Genomic DNA, 25,752 nt, shown 5'->3' with positions numbered 1-25,752 from the left:
CTGAATCGCATTATGCGGGAAGATTGGCGTCATCTTGGCTGCTGTTTTCAGTTCCACCCATGGTTGTGCCCTCAAGGACCGGTCTCTCCGCAGGCGTTGCTGCAGCGGTTGTGCTCGTGGCTCCTGTGTTCCTTGGCGGTGGCCTTAAGGCAGAAGAGCGGATCAACTGGCTGAAAACACCGGCGAGGGTCACCACGCCGCTGCAGGCGCCGCCGCCGTTGCCATCCGCTCCCAGGGTGCCGCCCCAGACCTACCGCTACCGCCTGGCTCCTGGGGACAGGCTGGTGACCTCGGTGTTCAAGATCGAGGGTTATGAGGCTCAGGTACAGGTGTTGAGCGACGGCACCATCAACCTGCCGCGCCTTGGCACGGTTGAGGTGTGGGGGTTGACTCTGGAGGAGGCGCGTCAGCGGATCACCGATGGCTACAACCAATTCCTGCGGCGACCTCTGGTCTATCTCGACCTGGTTGAGCAGCGTCCGGTCCGGGTCACGGTGACGGGCCAGGTCCTGCGCTCGGGAGTTTTCACCCTTCCTGTCAACAGTTCGGGATCCCTGGGGACGAGTGGCGAGGTCACCGGAGTCGGCAGCGACGGGGGCGGCTGGCCGACCATGGTGGATGTGATTCAGAAGGCTGGGGGGATTAGCGCTACGGGGGATTTAGCCCGTTTGGAGCTTCTACGCCCTTCCGCAACGCCTGGTGGACCCACCAAGAGCTATGTCTTCGACTATCTCACTGTGCTGAAAAACGGAGGTTTTGCTCCCAACCCGTTGATTTATGACGGTGACAGCATCCGCGTTCACAAGGCGAAATCGCCAGTCAATGTGGACCTGCTGACGACTGCTGCCTCAAACTTTTCCCCGACGGCGATCAATGTGCAGGTCATTGGTGAGGTCTTTTCTCCGGGAGTGGTTGAAATCCGTTCCAACGCTCCGTTGTCCGGTGCCATCCTGGCGTCTGGTGGAGTCACCCGCCGCGGCAGTGTGAAGCGGGTGGACTTGATCCGCATGGATGGCCAGGGCCGCACCACGGTCAAGCAACTGCGTTACGACCCCAATGCTGTGCTCAGTAGTCCCAATAACCCGCCACTGCGCAATGGTGATGTTGTGGTTGTGAACCGCAACACCTTCACCAAGGTCACGGACACGATGACTGATGCCATGTTGCCGCTCGAGCCGATTGTCGATGCGGCCTCGGTCTTCCGGCTTCTCGGCTTGCCGACCGGATTTGGATCATCCTCTCCCAGGCGCTGATTAGATCCCCAATCGCTCCCAAATCACGCCCAGGTTCTCCTGGTGCAATGCGGTGCTGAAGCAGTCGGCCAGCTCGGCTGCGGAGAGCCGGCGGGTGACATCGCCATCCGCTTCGAGGTTGGCGCGGAAGTCGCCGCTGGCGGTGTTCCAGGCCGTATGGGCATTGCGCTGCACGACCTTGTAGGCCTCCTCCCGGCTCATGCCTGTGCCCACCAGGGCGAGCAGCACCCGCTGGCTGAACACCACGCCGCCATACACATTCATGTTGCGTCGCATGTTGTCGGGGTAGATCCCGAGACCCTTCACAACGCTTGTCATCTCCCGCAGCATGAAGTGCAGGGTGACCGAGCAATCGGGCAGCATCATTCGCTCCGTGGAGCTGTGGCTGATGTCGCGTTCATGCCAGAGGGCCACGTTCTCCAGGGCGGCAATGGTGTAACTCCGCAGCACCCGGGCCAGACCGCTGATTCGCTCGCTGCGGATTGGGTTGCGTTTGTGGGGCATGGCAGAGCTGCCTTTTTGGCCCTTGGCGAAGTTTTCCTCCACTTCCAGCACATCGGTGCGTTGCAGGTTGCGGATCTCGGTGGAGAAGCGCTCCAGGGAGGCGCCCACCAGCGCGAGGGTCTGCACGTAGTCGGCATGGCGATCACGGGAGATCACCTGGGTGCTTGCGGTGTCGGGGGTGAGCCCGAGGATCTCGCAGGCGATCGCTTCCACCTGGGGATCGGTGTTGGCATAGGTGCCCATGGCGCCGCTGACCTGGCCCACGGCCACATCCTGCTCAAGCCGTTCCAGGCGTGTGCGGTTGCGCTCGGTTTCCGCCAGCCAGCCGGCCACCTTGAACCCGAAGGTGATCGGTTCGCCGTGGATGGCATGGGAGCGGCCGATCATTTCGGTGCCTTTGTGGGCCCTGGCCAGTTCGCGCAGAGCCTCCGCCAGTCGATCGAGTTCATCTCGTAGCAGGGCCACGGATCGTTTGAGTTGCAGGGCCACGCCCGTATCGAGCACGTCGCTGCTGGTCATGCCCACATGGATGTGGCGGCCGGCATCACCAACGTGCTCGTTCACGTTGGTGAGGAAGGCGATCACGTCGTGGCGCACCTCGGCTTCAATCTCGAGGATGCGTTCCACCTCAAAGCTGGCCTTGGTCTTGATGGTGTCGAGGGCCTCCTCGGGCACCCGGCCGAGCCTGCAGTTGGCTTCGGTGGCGGCGATCTCCACATCAAGCCAGCTCTGGAATTTCGCCTGCTCACTCCAGACGGCTCCCATCTCAGGGAGGGTGTAACGCTCAATCACCGGCGCGCACGGTTGAACAACCCAACAAATCTATGGGGCCGCCTCCGCGCGGCTGGCCGAGCCTCTTTGCCGTCGTGCCATCTCCGGATCACCGCCATCCTGAGGCGATGAGACCAACGCTTTATCTGCACTGGACGGCGACCCCCTACGACTGGATTCGTCCTGGGCACTATCACTCGATCATCAGCGGTGATGGCCGTGTGCACCGGTTGCACGATTACAACGTGGACCTTCCGGCCCACACCTACGGCCGCAACCGCAACAGCGTTGCCCTCTCCTGTGCCTGCATGGGAGGTGTGCCCGACCCCTGGACTCAGCCCCCCACGGACGCTCAGATCAACAGCCTCTGTGCTGAGGCCGCTGCCGTTGCCCGCAGCTGGGGCTGGGGAGCGGATCAGATCACGGTGGAGCGGGTGATGACCCATGCCGAGGCGGCCTCCAACCGCGACGGTCGTTGGATGCACGACAACTACGGACCGGTGATCTGGGGCGGGACGGGGGAGCACTGGGATCTGCTGCAATTGGACAAGAACGGATCCACAGTTGGGGGGGAGCAGCTGAGGCACCGAATTCAGGCGCTGTTCCGGGCGTCGGATGCGCGACTTGAGCAAGAGCCGCTTGCCTTCCGTGGAACTACGACCATTGAGGCCCGAGGTGATGAACTTTCGGTTCAGTTGGATGCCTTGGGTCGCTCCTGGGCCTTGGCCTCTGACTTGCTGGAACGCTATGAGCTGCCTTTTGCTTGGGATGCAAGCCACCGTCGGGTTCTGATCGGTGCCATGGATGTAAGCCCGACCTTCCGGGAGGACGGCGTTCAGGCTGAGGTGGGCTGGCCGCTGTTTGAGATGTCGCTTCAGAGCGGTTCAGCCCCGGTGATTCTTCGAGGCATTCTTCGAACCGAAAGCGATGGGGATCGGGCCTGGTGTCGGGTGGTGGAATTTGCCGAAGAATTCGGTATCTCAGTCAGTTTTGATCCGCTCAGGCTTGGAGAACGCCGCGGCGGATAGGGATTGTTCTGGCGTTGTTTGCTCAGAGCGCTGTGCTGTCGCGGTCGCCGGTGCGGATGCGCACCACCGATTCAACGGGGCTGATGAAGATCTTGCCGTCCCCGATTTCGCCGGTACGGGCGGCATCGGCGATCGATTTGACCACCTCTTCCACTCGGTCGTCTTCGACCACAACTTCGATCTTCAGTTTCTGCAGAAACTCAACGGTGAATTCCGAACCGCGGTAACGCTCTACCTGCCCTTTTTGGCGACCGAATCCGCGGACCTCGCTCACGGTCATGCCGATGATTCCTGCTTCAACCAACGCCACCTTGACGTCTTCCAGCTTGAAAGGACGAATGATCGCTTCGACCTTTTTCATGGGGGGGAGTACTGATCTGGTTTCAAGGATGCCGCGGTTCTCAGAGCTGTGCGTGGCCGCTGTTACAGAACGCTGCCGAAGCTTGACTTCCTAGGGTCACTGCTCAGAACCGGCCCCTTGAGCCCTTTGACCCAGACCCCCCTCTACGGCGAACGCGCCATCGCGGAAGCCGAGCTGATCTGCTTCGACAATCCCCGGCCCGGGCGACCCTATGAGGTATCGATTGAATTGCCCGAGTTCACCTGTAAGTGCCCTTTCTCCGGGTACCCCGACTTCGCCGTGCTGCGCTTGATCTACCAACCAGGGCCCCGCGTAGTGGAGCTCAAGGCCATCAAGCTCTACGTGAACAGCTTCCGCGACCAGTCGATCTCCCATGAGGAGGTGACCAATCGGATCCTTGACGATCTGGTCGCGGCCACCGATCCGGTTTGGATGCAGTTAGAAGCCGACTTCAATCCCCGTGGCAACGTTCATACGGTGGTAAGGGTCAGTCACGGCACCCGTCAGCCCTGCTGATGTCGTTGCCCAGGGTCGGCCGGTGCAGCCACCACCTGCTGCACCAACTGGGGTAATTCATTGGCGAAGGCAGCCAGGTTGCGGTTGCAGAGGCCGCCCACACTGAGGGTTCCATCGGTTGCGATGGCCCAGAGCTGACGGGTGGCCACGAGGCTCAATCCACCGCCCACCAGCAGTACAGCGAAGCCCAAGTAAACCAGTGGAACGCCAGGATCCCGTTTGAGCAGAAGGCCGCTGGCCGGTAGAACCGAGTCCACCCGCATTGGTAATCCCTTCACCTCAGCGGCTGGACCGCCAGGCTGCAGCCGAGCGATCTGTTGGCCGTCCGCATCGAACACCGTGGCGGGCCCTTGTTCACTGTCCAGGCTCAGGAACACCGGTTCCGTCCCATCGGGGCGGGTCGGCAGCACCAGTCCCCAGATCTGATCACCCAGCTCCGGATAGGTCTGCAACGGCAGCTCCAGCACGGGGCTGCGCCCGATCTGCAGGCTGATCGTCGCCAATGACCAGTCCGCCTGGTAAATCGTGATGCCCCGATGTCGCAGCGGGTGATTGACGCTGATCTCGGCATCCAAGCTTTGGTTAGGTCCCTGCAGCTGCAGCGCTGAGCGGAATTGTTCCGTTCGGCCGGCCGGGTCCCGATCAATGGCGAAGCGGTCGAGGGTGATCGTCAGCTGACTGGTGCCATCGCGATCCAGCAGATCGAGGCTGCGGCCTGGGGCCAGGAAGCGCTCCAGGCGGTTCCCCGCCAGTGCCCCCCAGGCCGCGCCCAGCATCAGCAGTACCAGGCCGGTGTGCACGAGCAAGGGTCCAACCCGACCGATGGCGCCGCGCCGGGCCGCCAGCCGTTGTGACTTGCGTTGCACCTCCCATCCGCTGGCCCGCAGCACCGTCTCCAGCTGCGTCAGCCCCTGGCTGGGGTCCGGGCAGGCCTGGCTTTCGGCGATGGCCAATTTGCTCAGTTGGCGCGTGGTTCGGTAGTCGATCCAGCGCCGGGCTGCCACCAGGGCTGGCCATTGACGTCTCCAGCTGCAGAGGATCAGGGCGAGGCCGAGCCAGGCCAGCAAGGCCAAAAACCAACCGCTGGAATACACATGATCGAGCTGTAGTCGCAGGACTTGCTCGCCGTGGAGCAGGCCCAGCCAGGGGGTCGTGGCGTAAGCATCGATGTAGCTAACGGGGGGGTCCCCCTGGGGGATGGCGGTTCCCACGGCACTGGCCAGGGCGATCAGCAGCAGCAGCACGATCGCCAGCCTTAGATCGCTGAGCCAGGCCGCCAGGCGTTTAAGCATCGCCATGGCCATCAGCTCCAGCGGGCCAGCAGAGTGAGCAGGCCGGTGGTGAGCAGTACGACGCCACTGGCCGGCGGCACCCAGCGGCTGATGCCCCGCAACGCCAGCAGTTTGGGAATGGCTGCTGCAAATGTGCCGGCCAGCAGCAGAGGCAGCACCTGGCCGATGCCGAAGCTGCTGAGCAGGGCCACTCCCACCAGGGGACGTCCGCTTTGGGCGATCCAGCCCAGCAGAACCGCCAAGACTGGTGTGGTGCAGGGGGAGGCCGCCAGGCCAAAGGCCAGTCCCGCCGCAACGGGTGCCAGTGGGGCCGGGACCTTTTGACGCCACAGCTCCGGATCCGGACCACTGGGCAGCGGAATCCGCAGCACCCCCAGCAGGTTCAGCCCCATTGCCACCGCCAGGATCGCCACCAATGTGGGAATCAGTGCCGGCACCTGCCCGTAAATTCGGCCCAGCAGCCCGCTGACGCTGCCCAGCACCACTAGAGCACCGACGATGCCGCCGCAAAAGGCCAGGCTCCGCTGCCAGGCCGGTTGGCCATCTTCAAAGCCCGCCAGATAGGCCAGGGTCACCGGTAGCAACGACAGGGAACAGGGCCCCAGGCTGGTGAGTGCGCCGCCACCAAACACCAGTGCCAGGGTCAGCGGACCGGGATCCGCCAGGGCACGCTGGAGCAGCTGTTCGCTGCTCTGGGCCAGATCGGAGAGCAGCAGCAGGTCCACAGAAGCCCACGAGTTTCCAAAGCCTATCCAGGCAAGCCGGTTGGCTCGTCAAGCTCAGCGTTGGCGCACTGGCCGTGGTCGCGTGCTCGATCGTCCGCCGATTAAGCCGGTGGATTCCAGCGAACAGCGGATCAGCAGCCCCAGGATCACCAGGCTCGACATCAGCGAGTTGCCTCCATAGCTGATCAAGGGCAGCGGCAGACCGGTTGTTGGCATGGCTCCAGAGGCCACTGCAATGTTCAGAATCGATTGGCCCACAAGGATCGTGGTGCAACCAATCGCCACAAGCCGCGCCTGGTTGCTGCGGCAGCGCAGGGCCACTCGCAGCCCCACCCAGGCCACCAGCATGAGGAACAACAGCAGCAGCACCGAGCCGACAAATCCAAATTCTTCGGCGAACACCGCATAAATGAAGTCGGTGCTCTGGATCGGCAGATACTGCAGCTTTTGGGTGGAGAGGCCGTACCCCTGGCCCATCCAGCCTCCCGATCCGATCGCCAACAGGCTCTGCACCAGTTGGTAGCCATCCCCCATCGGATCGTTCCAGGGATCCAGAAACGACACCACCCGCAGGCGTTGGTACTCGTTAATCAGGATGCTTGCGGTGCCCAGAAGCGATCCGGCTAGGGCCGTGCCCACCAGGCTGCGCCAGCGCAGGCCAGCCGCCATGGCCACCATCCACAGGGTGAGTCCCATCAGGGCGGCGGTGGAAAGGTTGGGCTGTTTGAGGATCAGCAACAGCAGTCCGCCAAAGCTGCCGAGCCAGAGAAGCTTCTGGTCGAGACTCATCCGGCTCCAGGGAGCGAACAGGTTGGCGGCCTGCAGAACCACGAAGGGTTTGACAAGTTCTGATGGCTGCACCTGCAGGGGCCCCAGCACCAGCCAGCGGCTGGCGCCGTTCACGGTGGTGCCCATTACCAGGGTGGCGGCGATCAGCAGGCAGCCCATCCACAGCCCCGGGCCTGACCAGCGCAGCCAGCGCCGAAGGCTGGTGGAGATCGTGATGCCGAGCAGGCTCCAGCTCGCCATCAGCCAGATCGCCTGCCGTTTCAGGTAGAAGGCGCCATCACCCATTTCCCGCAGGGCTACCCACCAGCTGGCCGAGGCCAGGATCACCAGTCCTGCAACACTCCAAAACCCGGCCAATCCCATCAGTAGGCGGGCCTCTGCCGGCCAGAGCTGCCAGGGCAAGGGCAGCAGCCTTTGAAACACTCCGTTGTTACGTCCCCCGGTCTTTTCACGCCTGGCAGAAATGGACTTAGGCGCTGTCGCGTTCACCGGTACTGGGCAGAGGGACTCTCGATGCTCCATTGAGCCGTGAAAGCTGGGCTTTGCCAAGGCAAAGATGCTGTTGTTCAGGCGGCACTGAGGCGCTCGTGCTCCACTTCCCATTGCACGTGGGACCCCCAGGATTGCTGGCGCACCCAGCAGCGGCCCCCACGGCAGTGCAGCACCTGGAAGGGAGGCAGGTCGGAAGGCTGGTTGTCGAGCCGCACAAAGCTGCCGGGCCTCAACAGAGGCACCACGTTGGCGGATTGGGGGCGGTGGGTGGACACGTCCCTCGACGCAGATTGGAAGAAATCCTCACGGCAGAACCGGCTTCAGCCTCTGGATCGCCGGTTTTCTTCGGGATCGGTCTGCTTTTATGTCGCAATGGCGTCCAAACAGCGTCTGGATCTGGAACTCCTGACCCGTGGCCTGGTCAGTTCACGGCAACAGGCGCAGCAGCTGATTCGTGCTGGCAAGGTTCGGGATGGAGCCGGCATGCTGCTCGACAAACCCGGCACGGAAGTCACGGCCGAGCGTGAATTGCGGGTGGAACAGCCCCCTCGCTTCGTCTCCCGTGGCGGCGAAAAACTGTTGGCTGGATTGCAGGCCTTTTCTTTACGGGTGGAGGATCGCGTCTGCCTGGATGGCGGCATCTCCACTGGTGGCTTCACCGATTGCCTGCTGCAGCACGGAGCCAGCCGTGTCTATGGCGTGGATGTGGGCTATGGCCAGACGGCTTGGAGCCTGCGCACCGATCCCAGGGTGGTTCTGCGTGAACGTACCAATCTGCGCCACCTCCAACCCGAGGTTCTCTATACGGCGGATGACCCCTGGCCCAGTCTTGCGGTCACCGATGTGTCGTTCATTTCGCTGCGTCTGATCCTTCCTGCCTTGCGCCGGCTGTTGCAGGGTCCAGGTACCGAGGCGTTGGTGCTGGTGAAGCCGCAGTTTGAGGTCGGTAAGAACAGGGTCGGCAAGGGGGGTGTGGTTCGTGATCCGGCGGCCCACCGTGATGCCATCGAATCCGTGATCACAGCAGCTGGGGAGTCGGGTTGGCAGCCGCAGGGCCTCGTGGCCTCGCCGCTCACAGGCCCCGCCGGCAACCATGAGTACGTGCTCTGGTTGGGTGAGGCCGACGCGGCTGATTTGCCGGATCTAGAGCTTCTGGTGGCGAAGACGCTGAATGGTTGATGGGCCATAAAAAAGCCCGGTGTTGAACCGGGCTTGGCCTTGAATTGGAACGGAGTTCAGTTGCCGACGTTGACCTGCTGACCCCCGGTGCAGAGTTCCACCTTGATAATGCGTCCACCCTGTTTCTGGATGCGCTGTTGCTCAGCGAACCAGCTGTCATAGGGAACCCATTTGGTGAAGAAGGTGTTCTGCAATTCGCGCTGCGTCCGAACCTTTTCAGGGCTGGGGATGCAGGCTGTGACTTTGAACAACCGCATGGGGCTCAGTTGCCGAGGCCGGAGCAGATGTAGTCGAAGTAGACGCCCATTTCCTTGCCGGCGTCAGGGCCGACCAATCCAGCGGTGACTTCTTTCATGGCTTGGATTGCCTGAACAGTGGCGCCGATGGGAACTCCCAAGGAGTTGTAGGTCTCCTTGAGGCCGTTAAGCACCCGCTCATCGAGGATGGAAGTGTCGCCGGCGAGCATGGCGTAGGTGGAATACCGCAGGTAGTAGTCCAGATCGCGGATGCAGGCGGCGTAGCGGCGGGTGGTGTACATGTTGCCGCCGGGACGGGTGATGTCCGAATACAGCAGGGCCTTGGCAACGGCATCACGGATGATGGCTGAAGCGTTGGCGCTGATGGTGGCGGCAGCGCGCACGCGCAGTTCACCACTGGCGAAATACGACTCGAGGCTGCTCATCGAGGACGTATCCAGGTACAGGCCCTGGACGTCCGACTTGTTGATGACGTTGGTGATGGCGTCTTGCATGGATCCGTGAGGAGACGAGGGAGAAAATCAGCGAGCGGTTCAGGCGAGGGCGCCAACCACGTAGTCGAAGTAGGTGCCGGCTTCCTCTGCGTCGGCTCCTGTGAGGAGGCCCATGGCGACGATCTTCATCTCGCGCACGGATTCAGCCAATGCTTCCAGAGGGGTTCCCAGGGAGCGATAGAGCTCTTTTGCGCCGATCACACCGATCTCTTCAATCGGAGTTACGTCACCGGCAACGATGCCGTAGGTGACAAGGCGGAGGTAGTAATCCATGTCGCGCAGACATGTGGCGGTCATCTCCTCGCCGTAGGCGTTACCGCCAGGGGAGATGACGTCGGGACGCTTCTGGAACAGCTGACCTCCAGCCTGCTTGACGATGCGCTCGCGGCTCTCGCACAAGACCTGAGCCACGCGCAGACGGCGTTGACCGCCGGTGACGAAGGCTTTGATCTGGTCGAGTTCGCCAGGGCTGAGGTAGCGGGCTTCGGCGTCCGCGTTGATGATCGAGTTGGAGACGATGCTCATGCAGTTCTGCCTCGAAACAAGCGGCCGCCCGTAGGAGACCGGTATCCGGTGAATAAGGGGTGATCCCGAAGGATCGAGTCTCAGACTAAAGGCTGGGACAGGGGGTCGAAGCGTCGGGAGTGAGACTTGTTCACATCGGTCAACACTGACCGCTGTGAGCTCGCTCCGTTGGATTCGGCTGAGGCATTCTGCGCTGACCATGGCCGGGGAGTTTTGCTCGGGTAACAGTTCTTCATGGCTGATTTGTTGCGCAGAAAAGTACTGGCATAACTGCGATCTGCGACTTCGCTACGGATGCGTCTAAGACGCACAAAATGATCCCGAGGAAGCTGTACTTCACCGGGATCGAATGAGAACAACCGTCGCGAATGTGGCGGTTGTTTGTCACTGAAATGGGCCGTAAGGCTTAGATCGCCTCGCTCGAGGGGGGATTCATGCCGGCGTTTCCGCTGTACAGCGATGCTGTCCGCTGAATTGTGGCCTGTGGAACCCCTGAGCTGGTGTTCATGCCATCAACGCGAGGCACCGCTGTGCCGATGCGATCTGCCAGTAATTCGGTCACCGCAGCACCATGGCCTGCTTGGGCTCGTGTGATCAGGAAGCGGCTGGTCTCAGCAGGTGTGGTCGCTCGTCCCAGCAGGGCTAAGCCAGCAGCGGAAGCGGCCCGAAGCGGTGCCATCGAGGAGATCCGGTTCTGGAACGCCTCGCTCATCGCCACTTCAGCGATGAAATCAGCCAGGTCGATGTCCTGATTGCGCAGACGTGACTCCGCGCTGATCAGACGCTCACTTCCGGTAGGGACACGGTTGAGCAGCTGCTTGTAAGTCGCATCGAGAACCGTCTGCAGCTCATCTTCGCTGCAAGGCTGTTTCAGCTCGAGCATCGCGGGAAGTCCACCCCGCAAGCGGAACCCTGAAGCTCCTTCCGTGACAAGGGCCATTCCCATGCGTGGGAGTGCCTGTCCACTCCGCGCGTTGGAAGAAATGAGCTCAACGCTCCAAGTGCGACCACCGATGCTGGTCGGCGTTGAGTTGCTGGCTCGACGCATTGGGAAGCCAGTCTTGTTGGATGCAAGACCTTGTCGACGCACCACCGACAGCCAACTGGGCCCCGCGGCGTTTGTGTTGGTTGTTGTCGTGAAGTCTTGGCTGGTTGCTTTTTGCGTGTCAGGCAGGTTGCGTGGTGTTACATCGCCACTGCTGTGGAATGCTTCGGATCGCTGGGTTTCAGGACGGCTCCCAAGGGTCAGATCAGCGGCAGCTTCAAGCTTGAGAGGACGTGACCAGCCGGGAGCCCGGCGAGCAGTCACATCACCGGGTGTGATGAAACGTTCGTAGGGGACTGTGTCGGCTCCAAACGCTTGGCTGTATTCCTTGCTGTCGATCAGTGCGTCCACCACTCCATAGAAACCGTGTCGTGCGGCTGTATCGAAAAGGGCATCGATTTCCCAGCGTCCGAAGGTGGGTCGGCCAAGCAAACGGCGATGCATCACTTCGATCGCCTTCACGATGTAAAGGCCGCTCCAGTAGCGGCGTCGGAAAGCATCGGATTTGGCGACGGCCCGAACAAAATCCTTGAGCGGAATATCCCCGTTTTCGAGGCGGGCTTCATCAGAGCTCATTCGCTCTCCCGCATAGCCGCCGTTGCCTAGCACTTGCACGTAAACAGCCTTGATCACGGCTTGGGTGCTGGCCTCAGTCGTGCGCACGCTGGGCTGACCACCACGGCCTGGATTCACAGTGCCACCCGTGGCGATCTGCTGAAGTCGCATGACGCGCGGACCACTCTTGCGTGGGCGGCTCTTGCGGAAACTGTCGCTGTCCAGCTGGCCGGGGCTGTTGAGCCCATTGCTCACGAGCAGGCGGCGGCTGTCGTAGCCGTAGGGGGCCGGTCGGGTAGCCACTGAAGCTGTGCCGCTCGGGAAGATGGCTCCGAATTTGTTGGCCACCGGATCATTGCCACCGCCGTAGACGTGCTGGTCGGCAAACGGTTGGCGGTAGGAGGCGTAGAGGGTGACGTATTGCGGTGCGCCATCGAAGGGGGCGCTGAAGTTGAAGAGCTTTCGGTTGGATCCCCAGCCGGCGCTTTCCTGGGCTTCCGTGCCGAGATCCCGCAGGTAGGGAACTGTTTCTTCACCAAAGGCCTGGGCGTATTCCGAGGAATTCACCAGTACATCCACGAGGCCATTGAGGCCCTGGTCACTGAGGATGGCGAACGACTTTCGGAATTCCTCGAGGGAGCTGATGCCCCGTCCGAGGAAGTGGCGATAGGCCAGTTCCACAACCCGGCTGTTGACGAAACCGTCGTGGAACTGCTGGCGATATTCCTTGCTGCGGCCGAGGGCGCGAACGAATTCGCGCATCGAGATCTGGCCTTGGGCGACCGCGCTGGCTTTGTCTGCGCAGGGGGTCTGGGAGTAACCCTTGGCGATGTCGCGCTCAAACACCTGGCGGTAAGCGGCGCGAATGATTTCTGCTTTTTCTGCTCCGGAGAGGCCCGGCCGCATCTCAAAAAGCTGGCGGCCTTCTGAGGCAAGGGCGTAGATCGCCGGGAGTTGCAAACCTTGTTGAACTGGACTCCCCTGCCGCTGCTTGGTGCTGGGGGTGGGTATGGCCAGCTCCTGCAACAGCACGTTGAAGCAGTCGATGGTCATCTGACGGGCTTCAGGACGGTCCCGTAGCAGTTCGGCGGAGGCTGCCCGCATCTCCTGAAGGGCCACGTTGGTGGCAGCCAGGGAGCAGTTTTCCAGAAGGATGTCCCGCAGGCCGCGGGTGTTCACCGCGAGGATGCTGGGGTCACCAGCCACGAGGGCGTAACCCACATAACGCAAGAACCAGCCCATATCGCGCACCGACTTGCGCATGAACGCCGGGCCGTACTTGGCCACACTGATGGCGTTGAAGCCTGTCGGAAGCACCACACGAATATCAGCATCCCCACCGGCTCCTTCCAAAAGACGGGTCAGAAAGTTGCCTCTCTTTGTGCTGCCGCTGTCGCCAGTGAAGGTGCGTACCGACTGTTCAAAGGCGGCTTGGTCTGCTGCCAGTGGTGTGCCCCCCTGACCACTACTGCGTCCGGTCTCGCCTGTTGTTAGCGGCGATTCAAGGAAGGAGAGGGGCGTGCCCCCCACAAAAATTCTGTTGGCGGCGCGGGCCACGATGGCCTCGGCATTCGCCGCAATGATCCTGGAAGCCTCGATCCGGTCTTGACCAGTCCGGAAGAAGGTCACAAGACTGTTCAGTTCCCCGTTGTCAGGGAAACGGTCCTGCTGCTCTGCCTGACGGACGCTGGAGAGCGGCAGCGTGTCGAACAGTTGGGGAGACACGCGCGGGCTGCCGCTGCTGGCGGTCACTGTCATCGACGAAAGCAAGCCGGATCGCGCCACGTTACGGCTGTCGGGATGGTGCTCCGCGGCCCCATGAACAAATGTTTGCAGGCCCTGCGGTGTCGGAGTGTCTCGCTGGGTGTGACGTGAAAAGCTCGCAGGCGCCGAATCTGCACTCCATGGCCCACCCAAAGCCCAGTGATGCTGCGACCCCCGTGGTGAGTGCGTTCTATGACCGCTTCCCTTTCCCGGGCGACCCGCTTCAGGACGGACCGCCCCCGGGATACAACTGGCGGTGGTGTCACCGCAGCGTTCTGGCCGCAGTCCACGGACGGATCCCATCTGGGATGGAGCGGCCGCGGATTCTTGATGCCGGCTGTGGCACCGGCGTCAGCACTGACTATCTCTGCCATCTCAATCCGGGTGCGGATGTGCTGGGGGTGGATATCAGTGATGGGGCCCTGGCGGTGGCGCAGGAACGGTGTCAGCGCTCCGGGGCGGCCCAGCAGGTGACCTCCCTGCGTCAGGAGCAACGCAGTCTTCTGGATCTCGCTGACGAAGGACCCTTCGATTACATCAATTCGGTGGGGGTGTTGCACCACCTGGATCAGCCGGAAGCGGGCCTGCGCGCTTTAAGCGGTTTGTTGGCCCCCCATGGTTTGCTCCATCTCTTTCTTTATGCCGATGCAGGGCGCTGGGAGATTCACCGGACCCAGAAAGCTCTCACTCTTCTGCAGGCCGGTACCGGGGCTGAGGGGCTGCGCCTTGGTAGGGATCTCTTCGACACCCTGCCCGAAACCAATCGTCTCGCCCGTCATCACCGTGAACGCTGGGCCGTGGACTGTGCTGCGGATGCCAACTTCGCGGACATGTATCTGCATCCGCAGGAGACCAGCTACAACCTCGAGCGGCTGTTCCAATACATCGCCACGGCAGGCCTTCATTTCGCCGGCTTCTCGAATCCGGAGGTCTGGGATCCGGCACGCTTGTTGAACGGGGAGTTGTTGGAGCGTGCCCAAGCGTTGCCCCTTCCTCAGCAATGGGAGCTTGTGGAGCAGCTGGATCCCGACATCAGCCACTTCGAGTTTTTCCTTTCTGCCCAGCCGATCGAACCGGCAGTGCTGAGCGATGAGGCGTTGCTGCAGTCCTATGGGTTGCGCCAGCCCTGTCTGTGGGGCGAGCCGGATCCGATCCTTGGCACCGATATGGAACCGCTGCAGCTTTCGAATGAGGAGCGGGAGTTGCTGCAGAGGCTGCAGGAACAGCCCGATGCTCCGCTGGGAACCCTGGCTGAGCCGTCGGTGATTCGCCGTCTGGTGGATCGGCGGCTGGTGCTGCTGAAGGCTTAAGGAAATACGCGTGATAGATTCCGCGCGCCATTTCAGGCAGCGCTTGGAGGATTTCTACCGTCTTCAGCGTCGTCTGCTGTTGGCCACCGTTCTGGTGTCCGTCGTCACGATTCCGATCGTGGCTCTCACCATGAACCTTTCGGTGGCTGGCAGTGTTTTTGTAGGCTCCTGCGCCGGACTTTTGTACGTGCGCTTGCTTGCCCGCAGTGTGGCCCGGCTCAGTGACCAGTCCCGTGGACTGGGGCGTTTTCAGCTCATCGTTCCAACCTTGCTTGTGGTTGGTTCGGCCAAGCTGCCCCAGCTCGATCTGTTGCCGGCTTTCCTGGGATTCCTTCTCTACAAGCCCGCCCTGATTCTTCAGCACGTTTTCGACGACCGCTGAAGCTGAGCACTTTTCTCTGCACCCATGGCTTTGCTGCCCCTACCACTTCCGTTCGCTGAACTGGAAGTGGGCCACCACCTGTATTGGCAGATCGGCGATCTGTACCTCCATGGCCAGGTTTTCCTGAGCTCTTGGATCCTGATTGGCATCCTGCTTGCCCTGGTGCTGGCTGGCACCCGCAACATGCAGCGCGACCCTTTGGGGCTGCAGAACCTGATGGAGTTCCTCTGGAACTTCATCCGCGACATCGCCCGCGACAACATCGGCGAGAAGTACTACCGCGATTGGCTGCCATTCATCGGCACCTTGTTCCTGTTCATCTTTGTGAGCAACTGGGGCGGTGCCTTGATCCCTTGGAAGATCTTCGAACTACCAGAGGGTGAACTCGGCGCTCCCACGGCAGACATCAACACCACGGTGGCGATGGCTCTGCTGGTGTCGCTGGCGTACTTCTATGCCGGCTTGAGCCGCAAGGGTTTGCGTTTCTTCGAGCTGTACGTGGAGCCGACTCCAATCATGCTCCCGTTCAAGATCATCGAGGAATTCACGAAGCCTCTTTCGCTCTCGTTCCGTTTGTTCGGCAACATCCTCGCCGACGAATTGGCGGTGGGTGTGCTGGTCTACCTGGTTCCGCTTTTAGTGCCTCTCCCCGTGATGCTGCTTGGCCTGTTCACCAGTGCCATTCAGGCTTTGATCTTTGCGACCCTCACCGCTTTCTACATCGGTGAAGGTCTTCACGAAGCCCACTAAACGCCCCCTTTTCTTTCGCCTTTTATCGGCGATCTGCTAAACACATCCGCGCGCAGGTCCGGCAATGCACCCGGGCCCATTCCTTCGGGAATGTCCCTGCGCGGGGGGAACCGATCCCCAAGACCATTCCGTACAGCGCTTACCAGCGCTTCCCCTTACACCACTCAAAATGGATTCCATCACCTCCGCCGCTTCCGTTGTGGCCGCTGGCCTGGCAGTCGGCCTCGCCGCCATCGGCCCTGGTATCGGTCAGGGCACCGCGTCCGGCGGCGCTGTTGAGGGCATCGCCCGTCAGCCCGAAGCCGAAGGCAAGATCCGCGGCACCCTTCTGCTGTCCCTGGCGTTCATGGAATCGCTGACCATCTACGGCCTGGTGGTGGCTCTGGTGCTCTTGTTCGCCAACCCCTTCGCCGGCTGATCAGTGCCGGGGGATCTCTGATCCCCCCTTCTGAACTCCTTGTTTCGATTCCTTTCCAGCGCACCTTTCCATGACCTGGCTTCTGCTCGCTGAAGCAGGTGTTCCGGAGGGAGGTCTTTTCGACCTCGATGCCACCCTTCCGCTGATGGCGGTTCAGGTGGTTCTCCTCACCTTCCTGCTCAATGTTCTCTTCTTCCGTCCGGTCGGCAAGGTCGTGGAAGATCGTGAGGGCTACATCTCCACCAGTCGTGCTGACGCCAAGCAGAAGCTTGCCCAGGTTGAACGCCTGGAAGCTGATCTGGCTGAACAGCTGAAAGGTGCCCGTCAGGCCGCTCAGGCCGTGATCGTTGAGGCGGAACAAGAAGTCGATCGGCTTTACCGCGAAGCACTGGCCCAGGCGGAAGCTGAAGCCAACCGCACGAAAGAGGAAAGCCGTCGCGCCATCGAGGCCGAGCGTGAATCCGCCCGTACCCAATTGAAGGGTCAGGTGGATCAGCTGAGCACCACGATCATCAACCGTTTGCTGACCGCGTGATGACTCTCAATTTCAATCCGCTTGAGACCAATCTGGTCAACCTGGTCATTGTGATCGGTGTCCTGGTTTGGTTCCTACGTGGGTTCCTGGGAGGAATCCTGGAACGCCGCCGCGCTGACATTCTTCAGGACCTGCAGGATGCTGAGTCCCGCCTGAAGACTGCCAGCGAAAACCTGAGCAAGGCCCAGTCCGAATTGGCTGCTGCTCAGCAGAAAGCCGAAAAGATTCGTGCCGATGGTCAGGCCCGCGCCGCAGGTATCCGTGCCGAAGGCGAGAAGCGGACCATCTCCGTGATGGCTGCCATCAAGGCCGGTGCCGATGCTGATGCTGAGGCTGATGCCGCTCGAATCAAAGACAGCCTTCGTCGTGAGGCCGCTCTTGCTTCGATCGACAAGGTTCTTGCCGAACTACCCGGCCGTCTCGATGCCAAAGCTCAGGCCAAGTTGATCGATTCCACCATCAAAAATCTGGAGAACGCCTGATGCCTCTCCTTAACTCCCTGGCCACCCCTTACGCCGAAGCATTGCTTCAGGTGACAGAGGCCCGTGGCGAGTCTGAAACCGTTGCGGATCAATGCAAGCAACTGCTTGAGATCTGGAACGATTCCGCGGACTTCCGTGACGCCATGGTGTCTCCGGTTCTTGAGCCCGACGCCAAAAAGAAAGCTCTCAAAGCTCTTGTTGGTGAGGATGTCACTCCTTCAGTTTTCAATTTGCTGAAGGTGCTGGCTGATCGCCAACGTCTCATTGCTTTTGATGCGGTCATGCTCCGCTACCTCGAGCTCTACCGCGAACAGCAAGGCATCACGCTGGCCCAGGTCCGTTCTGCTCAAAGCCTCACCGAGGATCAACAGGCGGCACTGTCCAAGAAGGTGCAGGCCATGGCCGGCACCAACAAGGTCGACATCGACCTCAGTGTGGATCCGTCCTTAATTGGCGGCTTCGTCGTGAGTCTCGGATCTCAGGTGATCGACGCCAGCTTGTCTGGCCAGGTTCGTCGCCTTGGTCTGGCACTCGCCAAGGCGAGCTGACCTCACTCTTTCCTCCAACGCTCCTTCCTCCCCAACTCCCACCTGGGATCACACGCCATGGTTTCCATCCGTCCTGACGAGATCAGCGCCATCCTCAAACAGCAAATTGAGGACTATGACAAGTCGGTTTCCGTCAGCAATGTCGGTACCGTTCTGACTGTGGGCGACGGCATCGCCCGCGTCTACGGCCTGCAGCAAGCCATGGCTGGCGAACTCATTGAATTTGAGGACGGCACCGAAGGCATCGCCCTGAACCTCGAAGACGACAACGTCGGCGCGGTGCTGATGGGTGAGGGATATGGTATTCAGGAAGGCAGCACGGTCAAGGCAACAGGCAAGATTGCCTCTGTTCCTGTCGGTGACGCCCTGCTGGGCCGCGTGGTGAACTCCCTGGGTCGCGCCATCGACGGCAAGGGTGAAATCGCCACCAGCGAAACGCGCCTGATCGAGTCCATGGCGCCCGGCATCATTCAGCGCAAGTCGGTGCACGAGCCGATGCAGACCGGCATCACCGCGATCGACGCAATGATCCCCGTTGGCCGTGGCCAGCGCGAGCTGATCATTGGTGACCGTCAGACCGGTAAAACCGCCATCGCGATCGACACGATCCTGAACCAGTCGGATCAGGACATGATCTGCGTCTACGTCGCGGTGGGACAAAAGGCTGCCTCCGTGGCCAACGTTGTTGAGGTGCTGCGTGAGCGCGGTGCCCTCGACTACACCGTGATCGTGGCTGCGAACGCTTCTGAGCCCGCTGCACTGCAGTACCTGGCTCCTTACACAGGTGCCACCATCGCCGAGTACTTCATGTACAAGGGCAAGGCCACCTTGGTGATCTACGACGATCTTTCCAAGCAGGCTGCCGCCTATCGCCAGATGTCGCTCTTGCTGCGTCGTCCGCCCGGTCGTGAGGCTTACCCCGGTGACGTCTTCTACTGCCACAGCCGTTTGCTGGAGCGCGCTGCCAAGTTGTCTGATGCGATGGGCAAGGGTTCGATGACCGCTCTGCCGATCATCGAGACTCAGGCCGGCGACGTTTCGGCTTACATCCCCACCAACGAGATTTCAATCACGGACGGACAGATCTTCCTCAGCTCTGACCTGTTCAACTCCGGTCTACGCCCAGCTATCAACGTTGGTATCTCCGTGAGCCGGGTGGGTGGTGCTGCCCAGACCAAGGCCATCAAAAAGATTGCCGGCACCCTGAAGCTGGAGCTTGCTCAGTTCGACGAGCTGGCTGCCTTCTCGCAGTTCGCCTCTGACCTGGATGCTTCCACCCAGCAGCAGCTCGAGCGTGGCAAGCGCTTGCGTGAACTGCTCAAGCAGCCTCAGTTCAGCCCCCTGATCCTGGCTGAGCAGGTCGCCATCGTTTATGCGGGTGTGAAGGGCTTGATCGATGCCGTCCCCGTCGACAAGGTGGTCGACTTCTCCCGAGAACTTCGTGAGTACCTCAAGTCCAACAAGGCTGAGTTCATCTCCGAAATCCAGGAGAAGAAGGTGATGAGCCCTGAGGCTGAGGCCATCCTCAAGGATGCCATCACCGAAGTCGTGTCCACCATGGTCGCTTCTGCGGCCTGACGGAGCTGCCGAAATGGCGAATCTCAAAGAAATCCGCGACCGAATTAAGTCGGTCAAAAACACCCGCAAGATCACCGAGGCCATGCGCCTCGTGGCTGCGGCCAAGGTGCGCCGCGCCCAGGAGCAAGTGCTCCGCAGCCGTCCCTTCGCGGATCGGCTGGCGCGAATTCTGGAAAATCTCCAGTCCCGCATGCGTTTCGAAGATGCGGCATCTCCCCTGATGCAGCAGCGCGATGTGGATACCATCACCCTGGTAGCGATCACTGGTGATCGCGGTCTGTGTGGTGGCTACAACGCCAACATCATTAAGCGCACGGAACAGCGTTTCGCTGAACTGAAGGGCAAAGGCTTTGATGTGAAGCTTCTGCTGGTTGGCACAAAAGCCATCGGCTATTTCACCCGTCGCAACTATCCGATCCAGGCCACCTTCTCCGGTCTCGAACAAGTGCCCACCGCCGATGAGGCCAACACGATCTCAACGGATCTTTTGGCTGAATTCCTGGCTGAGAGCACCGATCGAGTGGAGTTGATCTTCACCAAGTTCATCAACCTGGTGAGCTGCAAGCCTGTGGTTCAGACCCTCTTGCCTTTGGATCCTCAAGACATTGCTGATCCGGAGGACGAGATTTTCCGTCTCACCACCAAGGACGGTTTGTTGACAGTTGAGCCAGGTGCTGGTCCTGCCAATACCGAGCCGAAGATTCCTTCGGACATCGTGTTTGAGCAGACCCCTGAACAGTTGCTGAATGCACTTCTTCCTCTGTATCTGCAGAACCAGCTGTTGCGTTCACTGCAGGAATCGGCAGCGTCTGAGCTGGCCAGCAGGATGACGGCCATGAACAACGCCAGCGATAACGCCAAGGAGTTGGCCAAGACCCTCACCCTTGACTACAACAAGGCCCGCCAGGCTGCGATTACTCAGGAGATCCTGGAAGTTGCAGGCGGTGCTGCCGCTGTTGGCTAATCGACTCTGCGATACGTCCATAAGGCCCTTTTTGGGCCTTTTTTTATTATTCGTGTGTTGATGATGGCCTCATTCCGTCTTGTCGCGATTGCAAAAAATGAGGCATCTAATATTCCCTTTTGGGTTTTTCACCACTTAAGCATAGGTTTTGATTCGATTGATCTGTACATCAATAATACAGACGATAACTCGGTTGAGATTTTGGAGTGTATTTGTGGCTGTGGGTATCCTGTTCGCGTCTTTGATGGGGACTCGCTCTACTCTGAGTCTCGTTCCTCTGGTGAAGATTTTCAGTTTAGTGTTTATAAGTTGTCTCTATCACGATTTAGTTCTGGTGAATATATCTGCTTTCTAGATTTGGATGAGTTTCTTGTTGGGCCATCTCTAAACAGTAATTTGGGTGATATTACTTGTCTGGATTCTGCTGATTTCGCCTCCGTTTCTTTTCGTTGGATGTTGGACTTGCCTTCTGAAAATGCACCTTCTTTCGCTCCAGTATTATCCAGCAGGATGCCTTTAAGGAAAGGGAACCCGTTTAAGTCTATAGGTTTGATAGGCCGTGTTGAATTTGTAAATTCTCATATGTTCTCTGCCTCAATTGATCCTTGTACTGGCGATTTTTATACCCGGTATTATTCAACAGGTGCTCGCCTTTCCTCTTCCATTAAGAAAGGCTTTCAGGGCGCTCATGATGATTTAGAGCATTCTTCTTTGCTTGATCCCTGGTTCATTCTCCATCGTATTCACGGTAGTGAGTGTGAGTATCTCGCTTCTTTGATGCGGGGTAGAGGCCATAAGAGTGCGGCCGTGGATGGCAACAGCGATGTGTTGAAAAACAATAGAAGGGGGTATAAAACTGATACATCTTTCAAGGACAAAATGTTTAAGGCGTTTGATCCTGTTGAGCTTTCTGATTACTACGATCGCTACCAAGTTTTCTTGGGTGAATGCTCGCTGGAACAAAGATTAGATGTCGCGCGTCAAATGGTCCGTGATCGTGAGTTTGAGTTGCGGGAACTGTTGGTTTCTCGTCCTTCTCTGAGGGCTCAGTTCCGCAAGCAGTTGTCAGGTACGAGTTTGGCATAAAGCTTTATTGGTTTGAAGTAAGAGAGTTAGACGCTCGATTATTGATTGAACTTTTTACTTGGGGTAATCAAGAAAAGAGCCCTGTACGGGGTTTTCTGCTGTTTTTGGTCGCGTTTACTCTTAGATCTCTCCGAACCGTAATGGCTTCCATGGTCGCGATGAGATGGATGGTTTCGTCTTTGGCTTCGCTCTGGCTAGTGTTCCTGGAGAGCTAAGCGATGCATATGCTGGATCATCATTGCTTATTTCCTACTGTTGTCTCAACATCTGGCTTGCACATTGAGCCTTTGCAGCAGGCGAGTTTGATCAGGGCCCTCCTTGCTTTGCGCGATGAGTCTTTTGATCATTCCAACGATGGTTGTGCATGGACTGGAGATATAAACGGGGTTTGGCAACTTCACCAACATCCAGCATTTAAGTCCTTGGCACAGCAAGTTACGGATCGTGCTTGGCTTTACCTCGATTTAATTGGGTTCGCCCGAAGCCAAGTCGCCCTGCATCTGCAGCGGTCCTGGCCTGTCATCAGTGACTGGGATCAGGCGGTTGGACGGCACCATCACCCCAATGCTCATCTCAGCGCTGTCCTCTATCTCACCGGCACCGGCTCCGGTGAGGAGGGCGTTTTACGTCTGCATGCATCCCATCAACCGAATGAGTTGGTGGCTGGCTTGGCGGTGGGTTATGGCGGTCCGATTGCACCAAACCATCCTTTGAATCAATCCCATTGGGATCTAGCTCCACGACCAGGTTTGCTCGTGCTTTTCCCTTCGAGTCTTCAGCACAGTGTTTTGCCGAATGCCGACCCGGATGAGCTGCGCTGTTCCATCAGTTTTGATTTTGTTCTGACGGCTCAAGAGCAGGGTGGATCTCCGGAGTACCTCGCACCCCACCCCCGTTATTGGACATCCCTGGATGAGCCCATTGCCTGAGAGAATGCGGCCTCTTCTCCCCTGACACCCGGCATGACCGACGTGGCCACCTACACCGTCCGCGCCGAGTTCGAAGGCGAGATCCGTACCTTTCCTTGCCGCGCCGACCAGACGGTGCTCAATGCAGCGGAAGCTGCTGGCGTCATGATCCCAAGCTCATGCTGCTCCGGGGTCTGCACCACCTGTGCCGCGGTGATCACCGAGGGCAGTGTTGAGCAGCCCGACGCCATGGGCGTGAAAGGCGAGCTTCAAGAGCAGGGCTACAGCCTGTTGTGTGTGGCCTTCCCGCGCGCCGATCTCACCCTTAAAACCGGCCAGGAAGATGCGCTCTATGAAGCCCAGTTCGGGCAATATCAGAAGTGAGGCTGACCAGCCTGCAACGCCAATTCCTCTGGCCCGCTGATGTGCCGCTGGTTGAGCTGCGCAGCTGGATTAGTCAGCAATTGGCGCCAGAGGGTGATGTGCTGCGTTGGGCCCTCACTGAAGTGCGTCCTGCCCCCGATGGTGGTCGAACCATTCAGGTGGAGGCCGTGATCAGCGCATGAGCTCGGCTCCGATGCCAACGCTGATGCTGGTGCCGACGGGCATTGGTTGTGACATCGGAGGCTATGCCGGTGATGCCTTGCCATCAGCACGGTTGTTGGCCGCAGCGAGCGGCTGTTTGATCACCCATCCCAATGTGATGAATGGGGCTTCGCTTTATTGGAGCGATCCCCGCGTTCACTATGTGGAGGGCTATGGCCTCGATCGTTTCGCCGTGGGCGAGTGGGCCTTGCGACCGGTGCGGAGGCAACGCATTGGGCTGTTGTTAGATGCCGGGATGGAGCCCGAGCTGGCCCAGCGCCAGATTCAGGTGGCCGAGGGCTGCCGCGCCAGCTTGGGTTTGGATATCGGCCCGGTGATTTCAACGGATGCGCCGCTCGATGTGACGCTGGAGCGCGGAGCCAGTGGTGCCAGCTGGGGGCGATTGGGTTCTCCTGATGCCTTGTTGCGGGCTGGTGAACGGTTGAAGCAAGCAGGGGCGACGGGGATCGCCGTGGTGGCCCGCTTCCCGGAGGATCCGGAGAGTGAGGAGCTGGCCGCCTATCGCCAGGGCAGTGGCGTGGACGCTTTGGCCGGAGCTGAAGCGGTGATCAGTCATTTATTGGTGAAGCACCTGCAGATCCCCTGTGCCCACGCGCCAGCCTTGGATCCGTTGCCCCTGGATCCAAGGCTCGACCCGAGGGCGGCGGGTGAAGAACTGGGTTACACCTTTTTGGCTTGCGTGCTGGTGGGGCTGGGCCGGGCGCCGGATCTCGTGGCCGCTGGGCGACACAGGCCCGGAGACCTCAGTGTCGAGCAATTGGGGGCGGTTGTGGTTCCCGAAGGAGCCCTGGGGGGCGAGGCGGTGTTGGCCTGTGTGGAGCGCAATCTGCCCGTGGTTTGCGTGGCCAATCCATCGGTGTTGTCGGTCACTGCCGACGCCATTGGCTTGAGCCAGAGCGTTTTTCATGTCAGCAGTTACAGCGAGGCAGCAGGTCTGTTGCTGGCTCTGCGGGAAGGATTGACTCCGGCGTCTCTGGTCCGCCCACTGCCAGCGTTGCAACGGTTGGACTGATGCCTGGCGGTTTCGGTGGAGCCCTTGATCAGAGTCTTTGTCCCTGTGGGGGTGGTGCTTATCGCAGCTGCTGTGGGCCCATGCATCGCGGCGAACAGCGTGCTGAAACGGCTGAACAGCTGATGCGCTCGAGGTATTCAGCCTTTGTGCGTGGGGAAGTGGACTACCTGATGGCCACCCATCCCGAGCCGGATGTTTCAGCGCAGCAGCGGCGCCTTGCCCTGCAGCGGAGTTGTCGCCAGACCCATTGGCTCGGCTTGACCGTGCTTGCCGTCAGCAGCGGCGGCCCAGGGGATCTGGAGGGAACGGTGCAATTTGAGGCGCGTTATCGCGGTGGGGTGCTGAAAGAAACGTCGTTGTTTCAGCGTCGCGATGGCGCGGCCGATGGCCCTTGGCTCTACGTGGCTGCGCTCAAGTTGGAGGGCTAACGCAGGCAGGCCATCGGATGCCGGGGCGGCAGGCCAAGAGCTTTGGCTACCCCCGGGTGACAGACAGCACCCTGCACCGTGTTTAGGCCCGAGAGCAGTTCGGGTCGTTCGGTCACGGCCTCTTCCAGGCCCCGGCCGGCGATTCCCAGGATGTAGGGGAGCGTCACGCTGACGAGGGCTTCGGTGGAGGTGAAGGGCACCGCTCCTGGCATGTTGCCCACGGCGTAGTGCTGCACGCCATGAATGGTGACGGTGGGATCGCGATGGGTGGTTTCCTGGCTGGTGGCGATGCAGCCGCCCTGGTCGATGGCTACGTCGACAATCACCGAACCAGGCCGCATCTGCTGCACCATCCCTTCGTCCACCAGGGTGGGGGCCCGCCCGCCGGGTGTGAGAACGGCTCCGATCACAAGATCAGCCGTTGGCACCAACCGTTCCAGCAGGCCGCGGCTGCTCACCACACTCATCAGCCGGCCGCGCCGGTCGGCTTCCAGGCTGCGCAACCGTTGGGGTGATCGGTCGAGCAGTAGCACTTCCGCATCCATTGCGGCAGCAATGCGTGCGGCATTCCAGCCCACGGTGCCAGCGCCAAGCACCACCACCCTGGCCGGTTGCACGCCGGTGCAGCCCCCCATCAGCACGCCACGACCGCCATGGGGTTTTTCCAGCAGGTGGGCACCCACCTGGCCCGCCAGCCGCCCTGCGATTTCGCTCATTGGTGCCAGCAACGGCAGGCTGCCGTTCTCCAGCTGCACGGTTTCGTAGGCAATGGCGGTGGTGCCTGCCTCCAGCAAAGCTTCCCCGACGCCGGGATAGGCCGCCAGGTGGAGGTAGGTGAACAGCACCATGTCCTCCCGCAGGAAGGCAAATTCCTCCGCTTGCGGTTCCTTCACCTTCACCACCAAATGGGCGCCCCAAGCCTCATCTCGGTTCACCAGGCGCGCTCCCGCCGCGGCAAACGCGTCATCCCCGATTCCTGCTCCGGCTCCGGCCCCCGCTTCAATCAGCACTTCAAGGCCCTGGCTCACCAACTCCCGCACGGCGTCAGGGGTCAGCGCGACCCGTTTCTCATCGAGCTTGATCTCCTTCGGCACACCGATGCTGGCCATCGGGGCCGAGAGGACGGAGGCTGCCATGGCGGCTTCAGGGGGATCCCTTCAATGTGGCTCCGCTTCGAGCAACCCGCCACATCTCA

30 protein-coding genes are annotated in these 25,752 nt (G+C 60.4%); 19 read left to right on the top strand and 11 right to left on the bottom strand.

What is annotated here, in order from left to right; translation table 11 throughout:
- The first annotated feature begins 59 nt into the window (after nucleotides 1–59).
- Complete coding sequence (locus FZX13_RS09770) at nucleotides 60–1,253, top strand: polysaccharide biosynthesis/export family protein (RefSeq protein WP_226409416.1); 1,194 nt, start codon at nucleotides 60–62, stop codon at nucleotides 1,251–1,253.
- Here FZX13_RS09770 and purB read toward each other — a convergent pair whose 3' ends face one another.
- A complete protein-coding gene (gene purB, locus FZX13_RS09765; RefSeq protein ID WP_226409415.1) occupies nucleotides 1,254–2,549 on the bottom strand; it encodes an adenylosuccinate lyase in 1,296 nt (431 codons plus the stop codon).
- A gap of 107 nt (nucleotides 2,550–2,656) precedes the next feature.
- On the opposite strand from purB, the gene FZX13_RS09760 reads away from it, so the two are divergent.
- The gene (locus tag FZX13_RS09760) at nucleotides 2,657–3,556 is read left to right on the top strand and encodes an N-acetylmuramoyl-L-alanine amidase (protein WP_226409447.1); all 900 of its coding nucleotides are present in this window, start codon (nucleotides 2,657–2,659) and stop codon (nucleotides 3,554–3,556) included.
- Nucleotides 3,557–3,578: 22 nt separating this feature from the next.
- Here the strand turns inward: FZX13_RS09760 and FZX13_RS09755 are convergent, their stop codons facing one another.
- The gene (locus tag FZX13_RS09755; RefSeq protein WP_006851285.1) at nucleotides 3,579–3,917 is read right to left on the bottom strand and encodes a P-II family nitrogen regulator; all 339 of its coding nucleotides are present in this window, start codon (nucleotides 3,915–3,917) and stop codon (nucleotides 3,579–3,581) included.
- 126 nt (nucleotides 3,918–4,043) lie between these two features.
- Between FZX13_RS09755 and queF the strand changes: the two genes are divergently transcribed.
- The gene (queF, locus tag FZX13_RS09750; protein WP_186541117.1) at nucleotides 4,044–4,433 is read left to right on the top strand and encodes a preQ(1) synthase; all 390 of its coding nucleotides are present in this window, start codon (nucleotides 4,044–4,046) and stop codon (nucleotides 4,431–4,433) included.
- On the opposite strand, the gene FZX13_RS09745 is transcribed toward queF, so the two are convergent.
- The 4 genes from FZX13_RS09745 to FZX13_RS09730 form a co-directional block, all read right to left on the bottom strand.
- Complete coding sequence (locus FZX13_RS09745; protein ID WP_226409414.1) at nucleotides 4,421–5,731, bottom strand: cytochrome c biogenesis protein ResB; 1,311 nt, start codon at nucleotides 5,729–5,731, stop codon at nucleotides 4,421–4,423. The genes queF and FZX13_RS09745 overlap by 13 nt on opposite strands.
- Before the next feature lie 5 nt (nucleotides 5,732–5,736).
- A complete protein-coding gene (locus tag FZX13_RS09740; RefSeq protein WP_226397963.1) occupies nucleotides 5,737–6,450 on the bottom strand; it encodes a cytochrome c biogenesis protein CcdA in 714 nt (237 codons plus the stop codon).
- 54 nt (nucleotides 6,451–6,504) lie between these two features.
- On the bottom strand, nucleotides 6,505–7,602 hold the full coding sequence (locus FZX13_RS09735) for an FtsW/RodA/SpoVE family cell cycle protein (RefSeq protein WP_255618122.1): 1,098 nt from the start codon (nucleotides 7,600–7,602) through the stop codon (nucleotides 6,505–6,507).
- 203 nt (nucleotides 7,603–7,805) lie between these two features.
- Nucleotides 7,806–8,006, bottom strand: a complete 201-nt coding sequence (locus tag FZX13_RS09730; protein ID WP_226409413.1) for a hypothetical protein — start codon at nucleotides 8,004–8,006, stop codon at nucleotides 7,806–7,808.
- 97 nt (nucleotides 8,007–8,103) lie between these two features.
- Between FZX13_RS09730 and FZX13_RS09725 the strand changes: the two genes are divergently transcribed.
- The gene (locus FZX13_RS09725; protein ID WP_226409412.1) at nucleotides 8,104–8,910 is read left to right on the top strand and encodes a TlyA family RNA methyltransferase; all 807 of its coding nucleotides are present in this window, start codon (nucleotides 8,104–8,106) and stop codon (nucleotides 8,908–8,910) included.
- 56 nt (nucleotides 8,911–8,966) lie between these two features.
- On the opposite strand, the gene FZX13_RS09720 is transcribed toward FZX13_RS09725, so the two are convergent.
- From FZX13_RS09720 to FZX13_RS09705, 4 genes are all read right to left on the bottom strand, one after another.
- On the bottom strand, nucleotides 8,967–9,167 hold the full coding sequence (locus FZX13_RS09720) for a phycobilisome linker polypeptide (protein ID WP_006851140.1): 201 nt from the start codon (nucleotides 9,165–9,167) through the stop codon (nucleotides 8,967–8,969).
- A gap of 5 nt (nucleotides 9,168–9,172) precedes the next feature.
- The gene (gene apcB, locus FZX13_RS09715) at nucleotides 9,173–9,661 is read right to left on the bottom strand and encodes an allophycocyanin subunit beta (RefSeq protein ID WP_115022433.1); all 489 of its coding nucleotides are present in this window, start codon (nucleotides 9,659–9,661) and stop codon (nucleotides 9,173–9,175) included.
- A gap of 39 nt (nucleotides 9,662–9,700) precedes the next feature.
- Entirely contained in the window at nucleotides 9,701–10,186 is a 486-nt protein-coding gene (locus FZX13_RS09710) for an allophycocyanin subunit alpha (RefSeq protein WP_006849995.1), read from the bottom strand.
- Nucleotides 10,187–10,592: 406 nt separating this feature from the next.
- Nucleotides 10,593–13,544 carry a phycobilisome rod-core linker polypeptide gene (locus tag FZX13_RS09705; protein ID WP_226409411.1) on the bottom strand — a complete coding sequence of 984 codons (2,952 nt, stop codon included), beginning with the start codon at nucleotides 13,542–13,544 and terminating at the stop codon, nucleotides 10,593–10,595.
- A gap of 146 nt (nucleotides 13,545–13,690) precedes the next feature.
- Here FZX13_RS09705 and FZX13_RS09700 point away from each other — a divergent pair, with 146 nt between their 5' ends.
- The 15 genes from FZX13_RS09700 (at nucleotide 13,691) to FZX13_RS09630 (ending at nucleotide 24,557) form a co-directional block, all read left to right on the top strand.
- Nucleotides 13,691–14,860: a bifunctional 2-polyprenyl-6-hydroxyphenol methylase/3-demethylubiquinol 3-O-methyltransferase UbiG gene (locus FZX13_RS09700; RefSeq protein ID WP_226409410.1), complete on the top strand. Its 1,170-nt coding sequence runs from the start codon at nucleotides 13,691–13,693 to the stop codon at nucleotides 14,858–14,860.
- Nucleotides 14,861–14,903: 43 nt separating this feature from the next.
- Entirely contained in the window at nucleotides 14,904–15,242 is a 339-nt protein-coding gene (locus FZX13_RS09695) for a hypothetical protein (RefSeq protein ID WP_115022430.1), read from the top strand.
- A 24-nt stretch (nucleotides 15,243–15,266) separates the two neighbouring features.
- A complete protein-coding gene (atpB, locus tag FZX13_RS09690) occupies nucleotides 15,267–15,992 on the top strand; it encodes a F0F1 ATP synthase subunit A (protein ID WP_115022428.1) in 726 nt (241 codons plus the stop codon).
- 169 nt (nucleotides 15,993–16,161) lie between these two features.
- Nucleotides 16,162–16,410 (top strand): ATP synthase F0 subunit C, encoded by a 249-nt coding sequence (atpE, locus tag FZX13_RS09685; protein WP_006851467.1) that lies wholly within the window; start codon nucleotides 16,162–16,164, stop codon nucleotides 16,408–16,410.
- A 70-nt stretch (nucleotides 16,411–16,480) separates the two neighbouring features.
- Nucleotides 16,481–16,945: a F0F1 ATP synthase subunit B' gene (locus tag FZX13_RS09680; RefSeq protein ID WP_115022426.1), complete on the top strand. Its 465-nt coding sequence runs from the start codon at nucleotides 16,481–16,483 to the stop codon at nucleotides 16,943–16,945.
- A complete protein-coding gene (locus FZX13_RS09675) occupies nucleotides 16,945–17,427 on the top strand; it encodes a F0F1 ATP synthase subunit B (RefSeq protein WP_115022424.1) in 483 nt (160 codons plus the stop codon). Before FZX13_RS09680 ends, FZX13_RS09675 begins: the two co-directional genes overlap by 1 nt.
- Nucleotides 17,427–17,975, top strand: coding sequence for an ATP synthase F1 subunit delta (atpH, locus tag FZX13_RS09670; protein WP_115022423.1), 549 nt, complete (start codon nucleotides 17,427–17,429; stop codon nucleotides 17,973–17,975). The genes FZX13_RS09675 and atpH overlap by 1 nt, the downstream gene beginning before the upstream one ends.
- A 57-nt stretch (nucleotides 17,976–18,032) precedes the next feature.
- Nucleotides 18,033–19,553, top strand: a complete 1,521-nt coding sequence (gene atpA / locus FZX13_RS09665; protein WP_226409409.1) for a F0F1 ATP synthase subunit alpha — start codon at nucleotides 18,033–18,035, stop codon at nucleotides 19,551–19,553.
- Nucleotides 19,554–19,566: 13 nt separating this feature from the next.
- Nucleotides 19,567–20,517: a F0F1 ATP synthase subunit gamma gene (locus tag FZX13_RS09660; RefSeq protein ID WP_226409408.1), complete on the top strand. Its 951-nt coding sequence runs from the start codon at nucleotides 19,567–19,569 to the stop codon at nucleotides 20,515–20,517.
- 63 nt (nucleotides 20,518–20,580) lie between these two features.
- On the top strand, nucleotides 20,581–21,603 hold the full coding sequence (locus tag FZX13_RS09655) for a glycosyltransferase family 2 protein (RefSeq protein WP_226409407.1): 1,023 nt from the start codon (nucleotides 20,581–20,583) through the stop codon (nucleotides 21,601–21,603).
- A gap of 218 nt (nucleotides 21,604–21,821) precedes the next feature.
- Nucleotides 21,822–22,532, top strand: a complete 711-nt coding sequence (locus FZX13_RS09650; protein ID WP_226409406.1) for a putative 2OG-Fe(II) oxygenase — start codon at nucleotides 21,822–21,824, stop codon at nucleotides 22,530–22,532.
- A gap of 33 nt (nucleotides 22,533–22,565) precedes the next feature.
- Complete coding sequence (locus FZX13_RS09645; RefSeq protein WP_115022416.1) at nucleotides 22,566–22,895, top strand: 2Fe-2S iron-sulfur cluster-binding protein; 330 nt, start codon at nucleotides 22,566–22,568, stop codon at nucleotides 22,893–22,895.
- Nucleotides 22,892–23,077: a hypothetical protein gene (locus tag FZX13_RS09640; RefSeq protein ID WP_226409405.1), complete on the top strand. Its 186-nt coding sequence runs from the start codon at nucleotides 22,892–22,894 to the stop codon at nucleotides 23,075–23,077. The genes FZX13_RS09645 and FZX13_RS09640 overlap by 4 nt, the downstream gene beginning before the upstream one ends.
- Nucleotides 23,074–24,129, top strand: a complete 1,056-nt coding sequence (locus FZX13_RS09635) for a DUF3326 domain-containing protein (protein WP_226409404.1) — start codon at nucleotides 23,074–23,076, stop codon at nucleotides 24,127–24,129. Before FZX13_RS09640 ends, FZX13_RS09635 begins: the two co-directional genes overlap by 4 nt.
- Complete coding sequence (locus tag FZX13_RS09630) at nucleotides 24,129–24,557, top strand: YchJ family protein (RefSeq protein WP_226409403.1); 429 nt, start codon at nucleotides 24,129–24,131, stop codon at nucleotides 24,555–24,557. Before FZX13_RS09635 ends, FZX13_RS09630 begins: the two co-directional genes overlap by 1 nt.
- Here FZX13_RS09630 and ald read toward each other — a convergent pair.
- A complete protein-coding gene (gene ald / locus FZX13_RS09625) occupies nucleotides 24,554–25,693 on the bottom strand; it encodes an alanine dehydrogenase (RefSeq protein ID WP_115022410.1) in 1,140 nt (379 codons plus the stop codon). The genes FZX13_RS09630 and ald overlap by 4 nt on opposite strands.
- Between the last annotated feature and the right edge of the window lie 59 nt (nucleotides 25,694–25,752).

This window comes from Synechococcus sp. MU1625 (assembly GCF_020514205.1).
Classification (GTDB): domain Bacteria; phylum Cyanobacteriota; class Cyanobacteriia; order PCC-6307; family Cyanobiaceae; genus Parasynechococcus.
This window is presented reverse-complemented; position numbering and strand designations above follow the sequence as displayed.

Bases quoted from the DNA above. Each gene is read 5' to 3' on its own strand.
- FZX13_RS09770 (WP_226409416.1), top strand. From the start codon at position 60: ATGGTTGTGCCCTCAAGGACCGGTCTCTCCGCAGGCGTTGCTGCAGCG.
- FZX13_RS09760 (WP_226409447.1), top strand. From the start codon at position 2,657: ATGAGACCAACGCTTTATCTGCACTGGACGGCGACCCCCTACGACTGG.
- FZX13_RS09755 (WP_006851285.1), bottom strand. From the start codon at position 3,917: ATGAAAAAGGTCGAAGCGATCATTCGTCCTTTCAAGCTGGAAGACGTC.
- FZX13_RS09745 (WP_226409414.1), bottom strand. From the start codon at position 5,731: ATGGCGATGCTTAAACGCCTGGCGGCCTGGCTCAGCGATCTAAGGCTG.
- FZX13_RS09735 (WP_255618122.1), bottom strand. From the start codon at position 7,602: ATGGGATTGGCCGGGTTTTGGAGTGTTGCAGGACTGGTGATCCTGGCC.
- FZX13_RS09725 (WP_226409412.1), top strand. From the start codon at position 8,104: ATGGCGTCCAAACAGCGTCTGGATCTGGAACTCCTGACCCGTGGCCTG.
- FZX13_RS09720 (WP_006851140.1), bottom strand. From the start codon at position 9,167: ATGCGGTTGTTCAAAGTCACAGCCTGCATCCCCAGCCCTGAAAAGGTT.
- apcB (WP_115022433.1), bottom strand. From the start codon at position 9,661: ATGCAAGACGCCATCACCAACGTCATCAACAAGTCGGACGTCCAGGGC.
- FZX13_RS09710 (WP_006849995.1), bottom strand. From the start codon at position 10,186: ATGAGCATCGTCTCCAACTCGATCATCAACGCGGACGCCGAAGCCCGC.
- FZX13_RS09705 (WP_226409411.1), bottom strand. From the start codon at position 13,544: ATGACAGTGACCGCCAGCAGCGGCAGCCCGCGCGTGTCTCCCCAACTG.
- FZX13_RS09700 (WP_226409410.1), top strand. From the start codon at position 13,691: ATGGCCCACCCAAAGCCCAGTGATGCTGCGACCCCCGTGGTGAGTGCG.
- atpB (WP_115022428.1), top strand. From the start codon at position 15,267: ATGGCTTTGCTGCCCCTACCACTTCCGTTCGCTGAACTGGAAGTGGGC.
- atpE (WP_006851467.1), top strand. From the start codon at position 16,162: ATGGATTCCATCACCTCCGCCGCTTCCGTTGTGGCCGCTGGCCTGGCA.
- FZX13_RS09680 (WP_115022426.1), top strand. From the start codon at position 16,481: ATGACCTGGCTTCTGCTCGCTGAAGCAGGTGTTCCGGAGGGAGGTCTT.
- FZX13_RS09675 (WP_115022424.1), top strand. From the start codon at position 16,945: ATGACTCTCAATTTCAATCCGCTTGAGACCAATCTGGTCAACCTGGTC.
- atpH (WP_115022423.1), top strand. From the start codon at position 17,427: ATGCCTCTCCTTAACTCCCTGGCCACCCCTTACGCCGAAGCATTGCTT.
- atpA (WP_226409409.1), top strand. From the start codon at position 18,033: ATGGTTTCCATCCGTCCTGACGAGATCAGCGCCATCCTCAAACAGCAA.
- FZX13_RS09660 (WP_226409408.1), top strand. From the start codon at position 19,567: ATGGCGAATCTCAAAGAAATCCGCGACCGAATTAAGTCGGTCAAAAAC.
- FZX13_RS09655 (WP_226409407.1), top strand. From the start codon at position 20,581: ATGGCCTCATTCCGTCTTGTCGCGATTGCAAAAAATGAGGCATCTAAT.
- FZX13_RS09650 (WP_226409406.1), top strand. From the start codon at position 21,822: ATGCATATGCTGGATCATCATTGCTTATTTCCTACTGTTGTCTCAACA.
- FZX13_RS09645 (WP_115022416.1), top strand. From the start codon at position 22,566: ATGACCGACGTGGCCACCTACACCGTCCGCGCCGAGTTCGAAGGCGAG.
- FZX13_RS09635 (WP_226409404.1), top strand. From the start codon at position 23,074: ATGAGCTCGGCTCCGATGCCAACGCTGATGCTGGTGCCGACGGGCATT.
- FZX13_RS09630 (WP_226409403.1), top strand. From the start codon at position 24,129: ATGCCTGGCGGTTTCGGTGGAGCCCTTGATCAGAGTCTTTGTCCCTGT.
- ald (WP_115022410.1), bottom strand. From the start codon at position 25,693: ATGGCAGCCTCCGTCCTCTCGGCCCCGATGGCCAGCATCGGTGTGCCG.